Consider the following 15,522-nt stretch of genomic DNA (forward strand, 5'->3'; position numbering starts at 1 on the left):
TCTTCGCCCCGGTGCCGTTGGCCTGGCGTTACGTACCTGATGCCGCTATGTCGATGCGTTTCGTTATACCACCGGGTAAAACTCTCTACCCATTCGCGCGTATCCTCTAACTTGTCGAACCCCGATGACGGCCACTGCGGCACATATTTCAGCGTCCTGAACAACGACTCCACATACGCGTTGTCGTTACTGACCCCTGGCCGGCTGTGAGACGGCGTTATTGCCAACTCATGCAGCTTCATCTGCAACGTCTGCGNCTTCATCGCCGCCCCATTGTCCGCATGCAGTACCGGCGGGTATTGCCAGCATCCTTCCCGACGTACCGTGCGCTCTATCAGGGCGGCTGCCTGCTCGCCACTTTCTGTTTCATTCACTTCATATCCCACGATTTTTCGGCTGTAGAGGTCTTCCACCAGATACAGGTAAAACCAGCGACCCTTCACGGTTGACGGCATCCATGTGATGTCCCACGTCCACACCTGATTCGGGCCGCTGGCCTGCCAGGTCGTGGCCGGCGTGATTTTCTGTGCCGCACGTTGCCGTCCACGCCGATGTCCTTCCTCCATGACGACGTAGCACCCGGTAAAAGGTTGACTCACTCGCCAGATAAATCCCCTTATCGGCCAACGCCGGTACGATTTGTGACGGTGGCACACTGCCAGTATCTGTTGCTCTTCTTGCGCGCTTAACCGGTTCGACGGGGAGGGCCTGACCGCTCTGGCACGCTTGTCCTCCATCGAACTTTGCCAGCGTCGCCACGTCCGTTCACTTAACCCGGCTTCCGTGAGCGACACCGCTAACCGGGCGCCTGACGCCATCGCGTTGCGCACATATCCCATCAGCGTCTGCCGTTCCGCACCTGATGTCAGTCGTCCTCGTCGGTTATTCCGTAGTAGTCCCGCAACTGCTTTCGCAGCACCAGTATCGCTGCCGCCTCCGCCAGGGCTTTTTCCTTACGAACCAGTTCGCGTTTGAGTTGACTGACTTCTTTCTGGCTTTGTCTGAGCGCGGCTTTATCATTAGGCGAAGAGACCTGCAAAAAGCCTTGTTTCCACTGACTAATCTGCTCAGGATAAATCCCTTTCTTACGGCAGTATTGCGCCAGTTCCGCTTCACTGAGTGTGGCGGTTTCGATAATCACAGCCAGCCGGGCATCGGCTGACCATTGGTCTGTGGTTTTGTCTGCACCCGGCACCGGTATTCCCTCTGCTTTCGCCTTGTTACGCCAGTTATAGAGCGTAGCTTCTGATATCCCTTCCATCTGTGCAACTGCGGTGACGGNCATGTTGTAGGGCGGCAGTAGTTTAGCCAGTGCGGCCGATTTACGTTCTGGTGAAATGTGCTTCACGATATGGTTCCATCTTGTCATTAATGTTTTCGATGGGGGTGCCATCTATCCTGACAGAGGGGGCATCGCTGAGTTTGGCAAAGAAATAACTGACCTGATTTTCCGTCATTACTTTGCCCTGGCGTAGCGTCCGCCGACTGAATTGGTTGATATTAAACAACTGCTCGCCTGCCCTGCATTTCAGCCTCGGCAAGTAAATGCTCCAGATAAGGTCGTAGCCGTGAGGCGATGGGGACAATATGTTCATCATGGCTTTTACTGCCTTCACTCTGAATAAACAGGGTGTCATAGACCAGATCGATATCTTTGACGCGCAGATGAATAAGCTGGTTCAGACGGATAGCGGTGTAGTTGAACGTTTCGACCATGGCCAGCCAGAACCAGGCCGGATAGAACGGTGAACGGTAGCCTCGCTGTGTATTCTCCTGTTCAATAAAATGGTTCAGTATTTTGCGTGAGGCAGAGGATCTGCTCGCGGGACAGGGTTTTCTTTTTCTTGCGGGATTCCCGAAGCGATGTTTTATGAAACGGATTGATAAACTGCTCCAGAGGGCCCTGTTCAATCGCGAAATTATACAGTGCCCGCATATGGCGCATAGAGTGATTCCAGCTCACCGGCTTGATACCGCGCACATTTAACAGATAGCTGCGCCNCTCCAGAACCATATGAGGCGTTACTTCGGCGGGCAGGACGTTGCGCCAGTGGGTAAACTGATTTACCGCCGTGTGATAGCAGTCCTGGGTATCAGGGCGCAACAGACGGGCAAAAAAATACTCTTCCAGGAGTTTTTCAAAGGTCATTTGCATCTTCTCCTTCACTGAGTAAGAGATGAGGGTTATTGAAGGGAATGTCATCTCCAAAAAGCGGCGTGGGATCGTCAAGAAGATATCCCTTCAGACGTGAGCTACGGCGCGGACCGACAACGGCGCACTGCCAGATGTTGAGACCGTTTTTTCTTTTTCGGTGAAGGTGCAGATTCTGAAATCCTTTCTGTACTTCCCGCCAGCGCTCCGCGGGTACATTCTGGCCGCAGGCGTCCAGCCAGAGTTTGAAAATACCGGGAGTGACCAGAAACGCCGTCCCGGCGACGGNGTGGATCCGGGCGTTGGGTTCGTTTATTTCCAGATGCTGCGCCCGGCAGTTATCAACCAGCCACTGCCGGAATGCTTCGCCCGAAAGTGGCGTGTCATCTGGTTCGGTGGATGATTGTTCCACAGGTGCGTCTCCTGAAACTATGGCTTCTGTTTCTTTTAGCGCCTCCGTTAACGGCGTAACTGTTCCACTAAAGATTGCAGGACGTTGCTGTGGATCCTCCCAAATCAGCGAGGGGGTGAAGCACAATAGTGTGAGTTCACTGCTCCAGCCACCGTTGGCTGCAATCCGGCAATGCCATATAGCCTTGTCTACGCACGGGATCAGTAACTGATGCGTCTGCGTCTCACCGAACAGCCGCACGTTATGCTGCGGTACGGCATCAATACCTTGGCGCAGCAGCCAGCCACGCACGGCCTCGGCAGCGTTCTTGCTGACCAGCCACAGAGCCTCTTCAGCCAGCCAGCCGTCAGAGCCGCCGTTCGGGTTATTGAGCCGGAACTCATGCGCCAGCAGATCGCGCAGGGCGGTGATAATTTGCTGCGGCAGCGACGCTTGCGGGCGGTGAATTGCCTTAACCGGATCGCCGCCGAGATTAAACGCCACCGACGCCCGGTCAGCTTTCTGCACCAGTTCACCCGCCAGCCCGGCGTACTGATATTGCCCGTTCAGGCAGTGCAGCAGAGTAGATAACGCAGCGGCGTCGGCGGCGAGCCAGTCGAGGTTTTCCGGCGGGAGAAGTTGGGTAAGCAGAAGGGCTGCCGCAGCCGGATGGCGCAGATAATCACGTTGCGGCAAATAGCGGAACCGATAAGCCTGGACCAGTGGACCATGCCATGGAAACCAGCGTTGCCCGCTGGCATCTTCCACCTCAATATCGGTGACAAGTTTGCCCACATCGTGCAGCAGCGCAGCGTAGATGATGACCGTTGTCCAGCTTTCGGACTGAGCGGCCTGATCTTCCGGCGCGGTATCAGGCGGAAAAAGATAACTCTGCCGCAGCCGTGCGGCATAACAGGCGGTTTCAAGGCTGTGATCGAGCAGACCGCCCGCATGAGCGTGATGGTGGTTTTCCGAGGCGGGAAATGACTGCGCCAGTTCCGCAAAGCGGNGGAGCGGCGTTAACCAGAAGCGTTCAAATAGCGAGGCAGGAAGCGCGGTGCTCTGGCGAATAAACTGGATAAGCTGCTGGCGCGATGAGACAGCCAGTAGTGTTTGCGAAGATTCAGGTTGCAGCCATCCCTCCGTGGCGCTCGGCTTGCCGTCGGATGGTGTGGTTTCTGGTTTTTTGCGCGTCAGCCATATCCGCATAATGGCCCTTTATACCCAATGAATTTTGTGTTGCAGGAAAGCCAATGCATCTGCAACCCGAAAGACGAAGGGAAGCCCCTTTTCGGGTAAGCCCGTTACCCCTTCACTCTCTTCCCCTTAACCTTTGGGATTTTGCCTTTTGGTGCCGCCAGATTTGGGACAAAATTGTTTATTGGGCCGCGCAAATTTATTGGAGTAAAGAAAAACGGCGGAGCAGGGATGCTCCGCCGTGAATATGAAAGTCATGCGCTCAGCGCTAACGGCTGCTGCGCCCGTTCAAGCAGGTATTCGCAGGCATTACGCGCTAATCCGCTGGCACGGAAAATCGCTTTTTTGTCCTGATGCAACACCTTAAGCCACGATGTGATGTAGCTGTCATGCTGTAGCTTCGCCTGAATACCAACATGGGCGCACAGGAAGGCAGAGCCCATTTCGGCGACGAGTTCCTCAAAACTGTACGCCGGATCGCCGAAGGTGTGATTTCCTGCGGTGATACCGTCCCGGTTCAGCCGTGAAGCGTGTCCGGTAGCGTGCGTCAGTTCATGCAGTAGTGTGCCGTAGTAATCCTCACGCGAATCGAACTGCTCAGGATGCGGCATGATGATGCAGTCGCGCCCTGGCGAGTAATACGCCCGACTCTGGCGTCGGTGAGTGATCGTCACCGCGCTTTGACGGGCAACCTGCTCGGCAGCAGCGATGGGATCATCGACCATCACGACAGGCTGTGAAAACGCTTCCGGCAGTCCTTCACATTGCTGAATATTGAACAGCCGGAACTCGCGTACCACGGCATAAGACGTCACTTTAGGATTGCCGTCAGCATCAAGAACCGTATTCCCATTGCTGTCCACTACCTCGCGCTGCTGGGGCAGATAGAACACGGCCAGTGTCGATTTTTCGCCTTTGCGGATGTTACCGCCCGCATTGCGAATTTGTGTGAAGGTCAGCCAGCGATCGCTCTCATATCCCTGTCGTTCTGCGCTGTTCCAGAGCAGAGGGATGTTGATGCCATGATAAAACCGCCCGGATAAGGCATTCATCGGCACCACCGGTTCCCCTTCCCGCCACGGGCGAACCCAGGGGATCACGCCTTTCTCCAGCGCGGCGATAATTTCATTGGTGACTTTCTGGTAAAGATCGTTGCTTCTGTTCATAAGCGTAACCTCATGATAAAGAAGCCGGGTACAGCGCTCCCGGTCGGGTGTCGCCCGGCTCGGGGAGTGAAGGATGCTGAGGTAATCAGCAGGTATGAAGGGCAGTAACCAACAGATGGTTATCTTCAAGCGCTAAGCGCAGCGGAGTCATCAGCGGTACATTGCTGCTGCCGTCAGAAGGCAAACAGTACAGACCGAAATTGATGCTCTTACGGTCCGGGCCTGCGCTTTTGAATGTCAGCATGGTCACGACAATCAGATTTTCTAGGTGGTCATCTTCCTGAGAGGGAGCGGGTGGAAAACTGACTACCTTTTCCCAGGCCTCAGATGAGACAGACAATGATAAGGATTTTGCTTGAGGGCAAGATGAAGTTGGCATCGTGTTTCTCCAGTGATGAAAGCAGAGAAACACCGCCCGTAGGGAGGGATTCCCTGCATGGTGGGGTAGAGGATGTATCAGGCGCTAAGCGCTGTCCGCGAGGGTGATACGGAGCGGACGAAAAGGCGAGCCTCACCGGGTAGGGTGGCAACCTGAAGGCTCTGGTTGCGGGTCAAACTTTGTACAGATTAATGCGGTATAAAAAATAATCAAGCATCACTCTTATCAGGGCGAAAGTTCGGGGATTGTTGCTCTGGAGTCCGGTCTGGTCTTCAGTGCCAGGTTGAGGATTTAATCGATGCTTTATGTCTGTAACACTGAAAGATAAACTGTGTACATCCACAGGAGTTGTAAATCACGCATCGCTTAACGGTTGATACGCAGAGCCGTGCGTTGTAACGCAGGAAGGCATATGACCAGTCGTCCCCAAATGATTATTAACGTGTTACAGGCAAATCCCGGTAAGCAGTTCACGGCCCGCCAACTGGCGCAAAAAATTATTGATCATTACAGTGCCGAGCTGGCCGAAAAAAGTAAAAACCCACGTTTTACCAGCGATGAAGACTTTTTGAGCCAGATTACCGCATAGGTGGGTGGCAGCCGGACCGTTAAAGCGAAGGCGATGTGTCCACAGGTGATGACGCGTGATAAGCCAAGGCCGCGCTTGTTTTATTGGGGAGAATCTGCGCTGGAGCAGAAGGTTGCCAATGTGGCTCCCGAGCCAACGGTTGAAACTGTCAGCCTTACTGAGCACTCCTTGTATCCGATCCTGATTGATTACCTCTCGCAGGAAGAAGGGTTACTGTGCCGCCGAATTGACGAAAAGCGTTCCAGCAACAACAAGGGGCTGGGGGGAAACCATTGGCTGTACCCCGATATTGTAGCACTGGAGCCTCTGGATAAGGACTGGGATGAGGCGGNGCAAAACTGCGTTCGTCATAGTGAAGGTCGTTTAACACGGCTGTGGTCTTTTGAGGTGAAACAACGTGCGTGAATGTTTCTTCCAGGCGGTCAGCAACTCCAGTTGGGCGCATTTCGGCTATTTGGTGGCGACTGAAATTAACGAAGATAAGCAGCGTAGTGTGGAGCGTGAGTTGCAGATGCTCTGTGCGCTGCATGGTATTGGTGTGATCCTCCTCGATCCACATGACTTCAGTAACAGCCAGACGTTGATCCCGGCGCGGGAACGTACCAGTGTCGACTGGCAGTCAGTAAACCGTCTGGTGGAAGAGAATCGGGATTTTAAAGATTTTATTGAGCTGGTGGGGGAATACCATCAGACTGGAAAAATTCATAAATCGTTGTGGAATAAGTAGTCCATAACAGTTACGCGATAAATTGATAAGACTCGGGCTTACAACCTAGTGAGACTGTAGTTAATGAGGCAGTTTTCTGAGAAACACATGAAATTAACCCTTACCCAGCTTGAAACGTTGTTGCTCCGTGCGTGTGATGATTTGCGTGGCAGCATGGATGCCAGTGAATACAAAGAATATATTTTCGGCATGTTGTTCCTTAAGCGCGCCAGCGACCTGTTCGATCAGCGCCGGGCTGAACTCAGGAGACAGTTTAAGGACCAGGGCATGCCCGAACTGGACATTGAGCTGGCGCTTGAGGATCCAGATAACTACTCAGGTAAGTATTTCTATGTTCCCCCGCGTGCTCGCTGGAACGAATCATGGGAAGAAATTGTTGAAGAGAACGACGGTACGAAAAAGGCGGTCATCCGGCCTGCACTGAAACATGTGAAAGTTGGGGTTGGCAGCGCCCTAAATAAAGCTTTGGAAGCGATTGAAGAAGCCAACATCGACGTTTTACAGGACGTACTAAAAGGCATTAACTTCAACCGCAAGATCGGTCAGCGTACTCTGGATGATGATACCTTGGCTGATTTTGTGCTGAACTTCGAGAAGATTCCGCTTAAAGATGAGGACTTCGAATTCCCCGATCTGTTGGGATCGGCATATGAATGGTTGATTAAATTCTTTGCTGACTCCGCAGGTAAAAAGGCTGGAGAGNTTTATACCCCGGCGGAAGTCGTGCGGATCTGTGTTGAGATCTGCGATCCTGAAGAGGGCATGAGCGTTTATGACCCGACCGTTGGCTCGGGCGGCATGTTGATTCAGATGCGTGACTATCTGCGAGAAAAAGGCGGTGATGCGGATGAAATCGCGCTCTACGGTCAGGAAAAGATAGGCACCACTTGGTCTATCTGCAAAATGAACATGCTGCTACATGGAATTTCGCATGCTGATATTCGTCAGGAAGACACCCTGCGTGAACCACAGCATCTGGATGAAAAGGGCGAGTTAAGNCGTTTTGATCGCGTGGNGGCTAACCCGCCGTTCAGCCAGAACTATATCAAGAAGGATATTAAACACCCTGGTCGTTTTGCTGTTTGGCTGCCAGAGAAAGGCAAGAAAGCGGACCTGATGTTTGTTCAGCATATGTTGTCTGTGCTGAAACATGATGGGCGTATGGCGACCGTTATGCCTCATGGTGTGTTGTTCCGTAGCGGTGATGAACGTGAAGCACGGAAATATTTTATCGATCATGGTTATCTGGAAGCCATCATCGGTTTACCCAGCAACCTGTTCTACGGTACGGGGATACCTGCCTGTATTCTGGTGATGAATAAAGAGGGAGCAGCCAANCGCGAGTCTGTCCTGTTTATCAACGCCGATCGTGAATACAGCGAAGATAAAGCACAGAATCATCTGCGTCCGGAGGATATTGATAAAATTATCAACGCATATCGCAAGGGAAAAACGATCCCGGGCTATGCGCGAGTTGTCCCAACTGATGAGATTATCAAAGAAGATTACAACTGTAATATTCGTCGCTACGTGGACAATGCGCCGCCGCCGGAACCCCATGATGTTCGTGCGCATTTACACGGCGGTATTCCGCTGTCGGAAATCGAAAGCCTTGGCCATTTCTGGCAAAACTATGCCGGGTTACGCGCAGATTTTTTTGCGCCCCGTGATGCTGAGTATATGAATTTTTCCCCGTCTTTGGTGGAGAAGCGTGATATTGCTGAGTTTGTTAACCGACATGCAGGTGTACTACAAGCGAATCAGGAGTTTATGGCGCAACTGGAAGCGTGGTGGGAGCAGAATCTGCCGATTGTTGAAGCGTTAGCCCCTGATGCAGCCAATCAACAGGCCCGGCCACGTAATGTTTATGTAATGCGCAGCCAGTTGATGGACAGCATTCATGACGCATTTGCGCAGCAAAACTTGTTAACTTCTTTCCAGGTGCGCGGTGCTTTTGCCAGTTATGTGAACTACCTGAAGGCGGACTTCAAGTCTATTGCTGCCAGTGGTTGGGGGGCAGAACTGATTCCGGACGAGGATATTCTGCAAAGCCAGTTCCCTGAGGTACTGGAAGAGCAGGCTAATGCACAGGCCCGTTTAGCCGAGCTGCAGGCGTTATTTGCTGCGGCGGATGACGAGGACTTTGAAGATACCGATGATACTGGTGTGATGACCTCTGAACAGGTGAAAGAGCTGAAAGCGAAGCTGAAAGATGCCAAAGGCATGGTTAAGCGGTGTAAGCGCGATCCGGGATTGGGAAGAGCTGAAGAGTATCAGGAAAAGGTTTCCCAAATCGAAGCACAGTTGAAGCGTCATAAAGTACTAGAAGACGAAGCTAAAGAGCTGAAGAAAGTTATTAAGGGCGTTGAGAGTAAGCGCGATGAGCTTGTTTTAAGCGCTCGTGAAAAAATTTCCCAAGATGAGGCTCGTGTGGTTATTATCGAACGATTAAAAAAATTACTGATGGAGACTTATAATCGATACCTGCGAGCGGAACAAAGAACATGTATACATGCAATTGAGAACTTATGGTCAAAATATGCGTTAACAACGAAACAAATTGAGGCTGAAAGAGAAAGTTCATCGCAGCAATTACAATGCTATTTGATGGAGTTGGGTTATGAATAATGGCTATTTTAAAAGTGTTTTGTTAAAAGATCACATTGCAGAATTGCCTAAATCATTTTTGCCTGCGTCTGCTGCGAATGATATGGGATATTATGATTTTTTCTGTTCTAGTGCAGAGAAAAAAACTACAGACGTCTGTCTGCAAAATGCTCCAGCTGTAATTATGGGTACAGGGGGCGTAGCATCTGTGCATCTCGGACAGTCTGGATATTCATATTCAACGGATACATGGGGTATCCGTTCAAGAACATGTGAATTAGATACGGAATATTTATATTACTTATTACAGTTACGTCTTGAAGAAATCGATTATTTTGCATTTGAAGGAAGTGGACTTAGGCATCTACGTAAGGACTATATCCGAAACATGTTGATAGATTTCCCCAAAAAAGAGGTCGCTTTAAGAATTGTACAAATTTTAAAATGTATTGATGGGTTAATTAATAATGTCAAGTTGTTAATTGATAAATATAATAAAATAAAAACTGGCCTAATGTATGATTTACTAACACGAGGGATTGACTCTGATGGTAAACTACGCCCCACATATGAGAGTAATCCTGATTTATATAAAAAAACCTCTTTAGGAAATCTTCCAAAAGACTGGTCCGTTATTAAATTAGGTGACTTACTGGCACCGGTTTACAGTAACTTTAGGAGTGGACCTTTTGGCAGTGCATTATTGAAATCTGAGCTTGTGGAAGAAGGCATTCCATTTTTAGGTATTGATAACATTAAGACTGAGAAGTTTGATAATAATTATAAGCGTTTTGTATCTGAAAAGAAATTTAACGAATTGAGAAAATACTCTGTCAGGGAGAGAGATGTTATTATAACAATAATGGGAACCGTAGGACGAGCTGCAGTTGTACCCCAAAACATAGGTAAAGCATTATCATCAAAACATTTATGGACAATGACATTTGATGAGTCGTATATAATACCAGAATTAGTTTGTTGGCAGCTTAATTACGCACCATGGGTAAAGTCTTGGTTTAGAAAGGAAACTCAAGGTGGAATAATGGATGCAATACAATCTAAAACATTGAAATCATTATTACTGCCTGTTCCAGGAAAAGAAGAGCAAAAAAATATTTTCGAAAGATATTCAATGATAACAAAAAAAATACATTCGGAAGAGTACAACCTTCAAAAGTTATTAGAACAAAAAAAGGGTCTTATGCATGATTTACTTACCGGTAAAATTTTTGTTTTAAGTAAATTGGAAACTAGAGATATAACCCATGTCTGAATACACGGAAGTTGAACAGCCCTTTCTGCAGCAATTGCAATCACTGGGCTGGGAAATTATTGACCAGGGACAGGACATTCCCTCCGATCCGGCTAAAAGTATGCGCAGCAGCTTCCGACAGTGGCTGCTGCCGCAGATTTTTACTAACGCAATAGCGCACTTAAATGCCGGATCAGACGGAAAAACATGGTTAACAGACAAGCAATTACAGGATCTGCAAGAGCAGATCCTGCGACAACCCAACCGTACTCTACTGGAAGCTAATGAGGCGATCCAAAAGCTACTTTTTAAAACACAGGTGGATATTAATAATGCCACCAGTGAGTCTGACCCAATAGTTAAATTAATCGATTTTGAACATCCGGAAAATAATCACTTTCTGGCAATAAACCAGTTCCGGATTGATACTCCTGGCTGCGTAAAACAATTTATCATTCCCGATATTGTTTTATTTATTAATGGTATTCCTCTGATTGTCGTGGAGTGTAAAAAAGGTGGTCCAACCTGTTCTAACCCTATGGCTGAGGCATATATTCAGCTCCAGCGTTATATGAACAACCGTAAAGCAACAGCGCTGCAGGGGTTAAAAGAGGGGGAGCCTCATTTATTCCATAGTAATTTATTTTCGGTCAGAACGACAGGCGTTGAAGCGGATTACGGCACGATTACTTCCGGGGAAGAGCATTTTTATCCCTGGAAGACACAATGGCCGCAGGAAGACAATGTTGCCAGCGATATGAACGCACAGCAACAGCTAATCAATGGCATGTTAAATAAAGCGAATCTGTTATCCATCCTGCGGACATGCTCTGTATTTATGGATACCGATGCTGGCCCGCGCATCAAGGTTGTCTGCCGTTATCAGCAGTTTCGCGCTGCTAATAAGATCTTACAGCGTTTACGTGAAGGTAAAACCACGGAAGAAAAAAGTGGTGTAGTCTGGCATACCCAGGGGTCGGGTAAGAGCCTGACGATGGTTTTTGTTGCCCGAATGCTGCGCGTTTCAAACGATCTTCACGATTATAAAATCATACTGATCAACGATCGTCTCGATCTGGAGGAGCAGCTAACCGCTACGGCAAAACTGATTGGTGGACGAGTCAATGTTATTGAAAGCAATAATACGCTACGAAAAGAGTTAGCCACCAACACTTCCGATATCAATATGGTGATGGCGCATAAGTTCCTGGTTGCGCAGGAAAGCCTCCCCGTATCCGTTGCTAAAGCGCTAGGAAACTACCAGGCTATTCCAACGGGCAAAACATTTGGTGTTGTGAATACCTCTTCACGAATTGTATTAATGATCGATGAAGCACACCGTACCCAGAGTTCAGATCTGGGCAGTAATATTTTTGAGGCCTTCCCTAATGCGGCCCGCATTGCCTTCACAGGAACGCCGCTGATTACAGAGCGCCATGGTGAGAAACGTACCGTCAAACGCTTTGGCGAATATATCGATAAGTACAAATTAATGGATGCCGTTGAAGATGGCACCACATTGCAGATCCTTTACGAAGGCAGGACTGCTGATGCCGCGCTGAATGATAAACATGGCTTTGAAACGGAGTTTGAGAATCTCTTTAAAGACCGAACGGAAGACGAATTAGACGCTATTAAGAAAAAGTATGGCGCCACAGGCGATATTCTGGAAGCAGAGCAACGTATTGCAGCTATTGCGAGCGATATGGTGAAACACTATCTGGAGCATATTTTTCCTAATGGCTTTAAAGCTCAGGTGGTATGTCACTCCAAACTGGCGGCAGTCCGTTACCAGAAGGCTATCCATCAGGCATTAAAAGAGAAAGTGGACGAGCTTGAATCTGCGGACGTACCTGACCACGAATTAATTAATCGGATCAAGTTCCTCAAAGCCGCGGTCGTGATATCTAGTGATGGCACCAACGAAGCAGCATTTATTACCGAGACACGTAAACAAGCCCGCGCCTGGAATGCGGTAGAAAATTTCTGTAAGCCATTTGCATTTGATGACCCTGATAAACCTTATACGGGAATCGCCTTCCTGGTTGTCTGTGACATGTTATTAACCGGTTTTGATGCACCGATTGAGCAGGTCATGTACCTGGATAAAAAAATCCGCGAGCATACGTTATTACAGGCAATTGCCCGTACAAACCGGGTGAAAAAAGGGAAACAACGTGGTTTTGTTGTGGATTATATCGGCCTTACTCACCATCTTACCGAGGCATTAACTCTTTATGCAGCCAGCGATGAGCACCAAGAGCTAGCCGAAGGATTAAAAAATATCAATTCAGAGGTCCCGGTGCTGCAGGAGCGCTATCAGCGCTTGTTGAGTTTATTCTCGTATCACCAAGTTAATGGCATCCAAGATTTCCTTGAGGGACGATTACCTAACATAGCAGCAGAAGCTGCCGTAGTGAACGATGCTGTCCGTTTGCTGAAAGACGAGAAGCTACGGGCGGATTTTGATGTGTACCTGAAAAAATTCCTCAGCAGTCTGGATATCATCCTGCCGCATAGTGCGGGCCAGATTTACCGTATTCCGGCAAAGCGTCTGGGATATATCCAGCAAGTGACGAAAGAGCGTTATAAAGACGATTCGCTGGATTTGGGAGATGCCGGCCAGAAGGTACGCGAACTGATTAATCAGCACCTCATCAGTCTGGGGATTAACCCTACGGTTCCTCCCGTTGAACTGCTCTCAGATAACTTCATTGAACAGTTAAATCAGCATACAAACGGCAATGATGAGGCGAAAGCCAGCGAAATGGAGCATGCAATTCGTAAGCATTGCACGGTTCACCATAATGAAGATCCAGCTTTTTATAAGAGCCTTTCGGAAAAAGTGGAACAATTGATCGACCTGTATCAGGATCAATGGAAGAAGCTGGCGGAAGAGTTAGAGAAACTGCGTAACGTTGCGATTACCGGGCGTCAGGATGGGGAGGAGGGGATGAGCCGGGAGGCCACTACGTTCTATGAACATATTGCTCATGAAGCGTTCCCGGGTGGCGAGATACCCGTGTCAATAAAACCCAAAATTAGAGCGCTGATGGAAGCAATTGTTGAACTTCTGCAACAAAGCATCGGCAGCATTGACTACTGGCACAACAGCAGCAAACAAAAGAAAACGCGTAGTGAGATCAAAACGGCTCTGACGCTAACCGGGGTTCCTGAATTAAAACAGGCAAGAGAACGAATTGCGGTAGAAATTATGAAGCTGGCAAAAAATCGACATAATGCCTTACTCCAGAACTCAGCGGAGAGCAAAAAACCATGATGCACCGACGGGTGAAGGACATCGACTATCATCTCGCGCCAGGTACCACCCGGCGTACAACGGATATCGTTATCGAAAGAGACGGTCAGGNCATTGTTCGCCCGCCAGTACACTTCACCCCTGAACAGGCGGATACCGTTGTTTTTCAGAAACGCATGTGGATTTATCGTAACCTGGCGGAGTGGAAAGATCTTAATGCCACTACGGTGGCGCGTGAATGGGTAAACGGCGAGACCTTTCTCTATCTGGGAAGCATGTATCGCTTATCTCTGGTTTCCGATCAGCACTTGCCGCTACTTCTCAGAGATGGGCGATTTTGCCTTAATCGGCAGCTTATTGAAAAAGGCGGCATAGCTGCAGCGAAAGGCGCGTTTGAAGACTTTTATATAACTAAAGGCCAGCAGCGCATCAGAGAACGCACTTTGTTTTTTGCGCCTAAAGTCGGAGTGAAAGCAGAAACGATCCGGGTGAAGGAAATGGGATATCGCTGGGCCAGTTGCGGTCATAGCGGTACGCTGAATTTCCACTGGAAATGTATGATGGCCCCAGCGAAGATCATAGATTATATCGTGGTTCATGAACTATGCCATTTTCACCATCGTAATCATACGGACGCTTTCTGGAATGAAGTTGATAAAGTCATGCCTGACTGGCGAGAGCGTAAGGAGTGGCTGCGTAAACATGGCGCTAGCCTGGATCTATAGTTTGATCTGAATTATGGGAGAAATCACACCAACCGTCCCACCCCTTCGCCCCACTATCCTGCGCACCTTAACCCCGCCCGCCAGCGCGCCATTCACCGCCACGCCAACCCTCACTCCAGCCCACGTCATCGCGCCCAGCCAGAAAGTTGGCAGCACCAGAAACATCGATCCCATTACCAGATTAACAATCACGTCATCCTGCGTATTCTGGATCCCGGCCAGATTCCAGCTACTGTGGGTATCGCTGTTGTAGAGAACATCCAGCAGCCAGCTATCGAGCCACCGTGCCAGTTCCCACCAGAAGGTGAGGAAAAACAGGGCAAACTGCACAAACGTCAGCGTAATCACCGCCTTCACGTCCCACGCCGAGCATAGCGTTATCAGTGGAATACAGATCACCAGCGCCATTTGCAGTAGCGCCTGTACCATCGGCAGTGCCTGACGCACGCTGTCGAATGCCGGGAACGCGGCTATGCTACCGAGAATATTTCCGGCGCTGGAGGTCAGTCGTGTGGCGGCATTGATGAGTGTGCCATCGACATTGCCGCCATAACCGGGATAAACACGCCCGTTCTGCGATACCTGCATATTGCGTTCACTGACCAGAGAGCGCAGTACGGCCTCTTCATATACTTTCTACGGTTCCCCCTCTGTCAGGATAGATGGCACCCCCATCGAAAACATTAATGACAAGATGGAACCATATCGTGAAGCACATTTCACCAGAACGTAAATCGGCCGCACTGGCTAAACTACTGCCGCCCTACAACATGACCGTCACCGCAGTTGCACAGATGGAAGGGATATCAGAAGCTACGCTCTATAACTGGCGTAACAAGGCGAAAGCAGAGGGAATACCGGTGCCGGGTGCAGACAAAACCACAGACCAATGGTCAGCCGATGCCCGGCTGGCTGTGATTATCNAAACCGCCACACTCAGTGAAGCGGAACTGGCGCAATACTGCCGTAAGAAAGGGATTTATCCTGAGCAGATTAGTCAGTGGAAACAAGGCTTTTTGCAGGTCTCTTCGCCTAATGATAAAGCCGCGCTCAGACAAAGCCAGAAAGAAGTCAGTCA

At 49.4% G+C, this 15,522-nt stretch carries 11 protein-coding genes and 3 pseudogenes; 7 read left to right on the forward strand and 7 right to left on the reverse strand.

Features of this window, described 5'->3' with window-relative positions:
• From RZ35_RS16510 to RZ35_RS16535, 6 genes and pseudogenes are all read right to left on the reverse strand, one after another.
• Window positions 1-839: IS3 family transposase (locus RZ35_RS16510; RefSeq protein ID WP_157755388.1), on the reverse strand; the 839-nt coding region annotated here is incomplete at its 3' end.
• 26 nt (window positions 840-865) lie between these two features.
• On the reverse strand, window positions 866-1,393 hold the full coding sequence (locus RZ35_RS16515; protein WP_081825751.1) for a transposase: 528 nt from the start codon (window positions 1,391-1,393) through the stop codon (window positions 866-868).
• Between the two features lie 16 nt (window positions 1,394-1,409).
• Window positions 1,410-2,149 (reverse strand): annotated as a pseudogene (locus RZ35_RS18540) (tyrosine-type recombinase/integrase); the annotation flags it as partial.
• The gene (gene mobH, locus RZ35_RS16525; RefSeq protein ID WP_026744299.1) at window positions 2,139-3,752 is read right to left on the reverse strand and encodes a MobH family relaxase; all 1,614 of its coding nucleotides are present in this window, start codon (window positions 3,750-3,752) and stop codon (window positions 2,139-2,141) included. The pseudogene RZ35_RS18540 and the gene mobH, both read right to left, overlap by 11 nt.
• A 242-nt stretch (window positions 3,753-3,994) precedes the next feature.
• Window positions 3,995-4,906 (reverse strand): ArdC family protein, encoded by a 912-nt coding sequence (locus RZ35_RS16530; protein ID WP_036153749.1) that lies wholly within the window; start codon window positions 4,904-4,906, stop codon window positions 3,995-3,997.
• Window positions 4,907-4,991: 85 nt separating this feature from the next.
• Window positions 4,992-5,285: a hypothetical protein gene (locus RZ35_RS16535; protein WP_026744301.1), complete on the reverse strand. Its 294-nt coding sequence runs from the start codon at window positions 5,283-5,285 to the stop codon at window positions 4,992-4,994.
• 412 nt (window positions 5,286-5,697) lie between these two features.
• On the opposite strand from RZ35_RS16535, the gene RZ35_RS18390 reads away from it, so the two are divergent.
• The 6 genes from RZ35_RS18390 to RZ35_RS16560 all read left to right on the forward strand — a co-directional run bounded on the left by RZ35_RS18390 (window position 5,698) and on the right by RZ35_RS16560 (window position 14,444).
• Window positions 5,698-5,874, forward strand: a complete 177-nt coding sequence (locus RZ35_RS18390) for a hypothetical protein (protein WP_235195137.1) — start codon at window positions 5,698-5,700, stop codon at window positions 5,872-5,874.
• Between the two features lie 397 nt (window positions 5,875-6,271).
• A complete protein-coding gene (locus tag RZ35_RS18395; RefSeq protein WP_235195138.1) occupies window positions 6,272-6,601 on the forward strand; it encodes a hypothetical protein in 330 nt (109 codons plus the stop codon).
• A gap of 87 nt (window positions 6,602-6,688) precedes the next feature.
• Window positions 6,689-9,229, forward strand: coding sequence for a type I restriction-modification system subunit M (locus RZ35_RS16545; protein WP_026744302.1), 2,541 nt, complete (start codon window positions 6,689-6,691; stop codon window positions 9,227-9,229).
• A complete protein-coding gene (locus RZ35_RS16550; RefSeq protein ID WP_051625608.1) occupies window positions 9,222-10,481 on the forward strand; it encodes a restriction endonuclease subunit S in 1,260 nt (419 codons plus the stop codon). The genes RZ35_RS16545 and RZ35_RS16550 overlap by 8 nt, the downstream gene beginning before the upstream one ends.
• Window positions 10,474-13,740, forward strand: coding sequence for a type I restriction endonuclease subunit R (locus RZ35_RS16555; protein ID WP_026744303.1), 3,267 nt, complete (start codon window positions 10,474-10,476; stop codon window positions 13,738-13,740). Before RZ35_RS16550 ends, RZ35_RS16555 begins: the two co-directional genes overlap by 8 nt.
• Window positions 13,740-14,444, forward strand: coding sequence for a YgjP family zinc-dependent metalloprotease (locus RZ35_RS16560; RefSeq protein ID WP_200873758.1), 705 nt, complete (start codon window positions 13,740-13,742; stop codon window positions 14,442-14,444). Before RZ35_RS16555 ends, RZ35_RS16560 begins: the two co-directional genes overlap by 1 nt.
• On the opposite strand, the pseudogene RZ35_RS16565 reads toward RZ35_RS16560, so the two are convergent.
• Window positions 14,439-15,077, reverse strand: a pseudogene (locus RZ35_RS16565) (conjugal transfer protein TraG N-terminal domain-containing protein); the annotation flags it as partial. The gene RZ35_RS16560 and the pseudogene RZ35_RS16565 overlap by 6 nt on opposite strands.
• 137 nt (window positions 15,078-15,214) lie before the next feature.
• Here RZ35_RS16565 and RZ35_RS16570 point away from each other — a divergent pair.
• Window positions 15,215-15,522: pseudogene (locus RZ35_RS16570) on the forward strand (IS3 family transposase); the annotation flags it as partial.

Source organism: Lonsdalea quercina subsp. quercina, from assembly GCF_000688655.1.
Lineage (GTDB): Bacteria > Pseudomonadota > Gammaproteobacteria > Enterobacterales > Enterobacteriaceae > Lonsdalea > Lonsdalea quercina.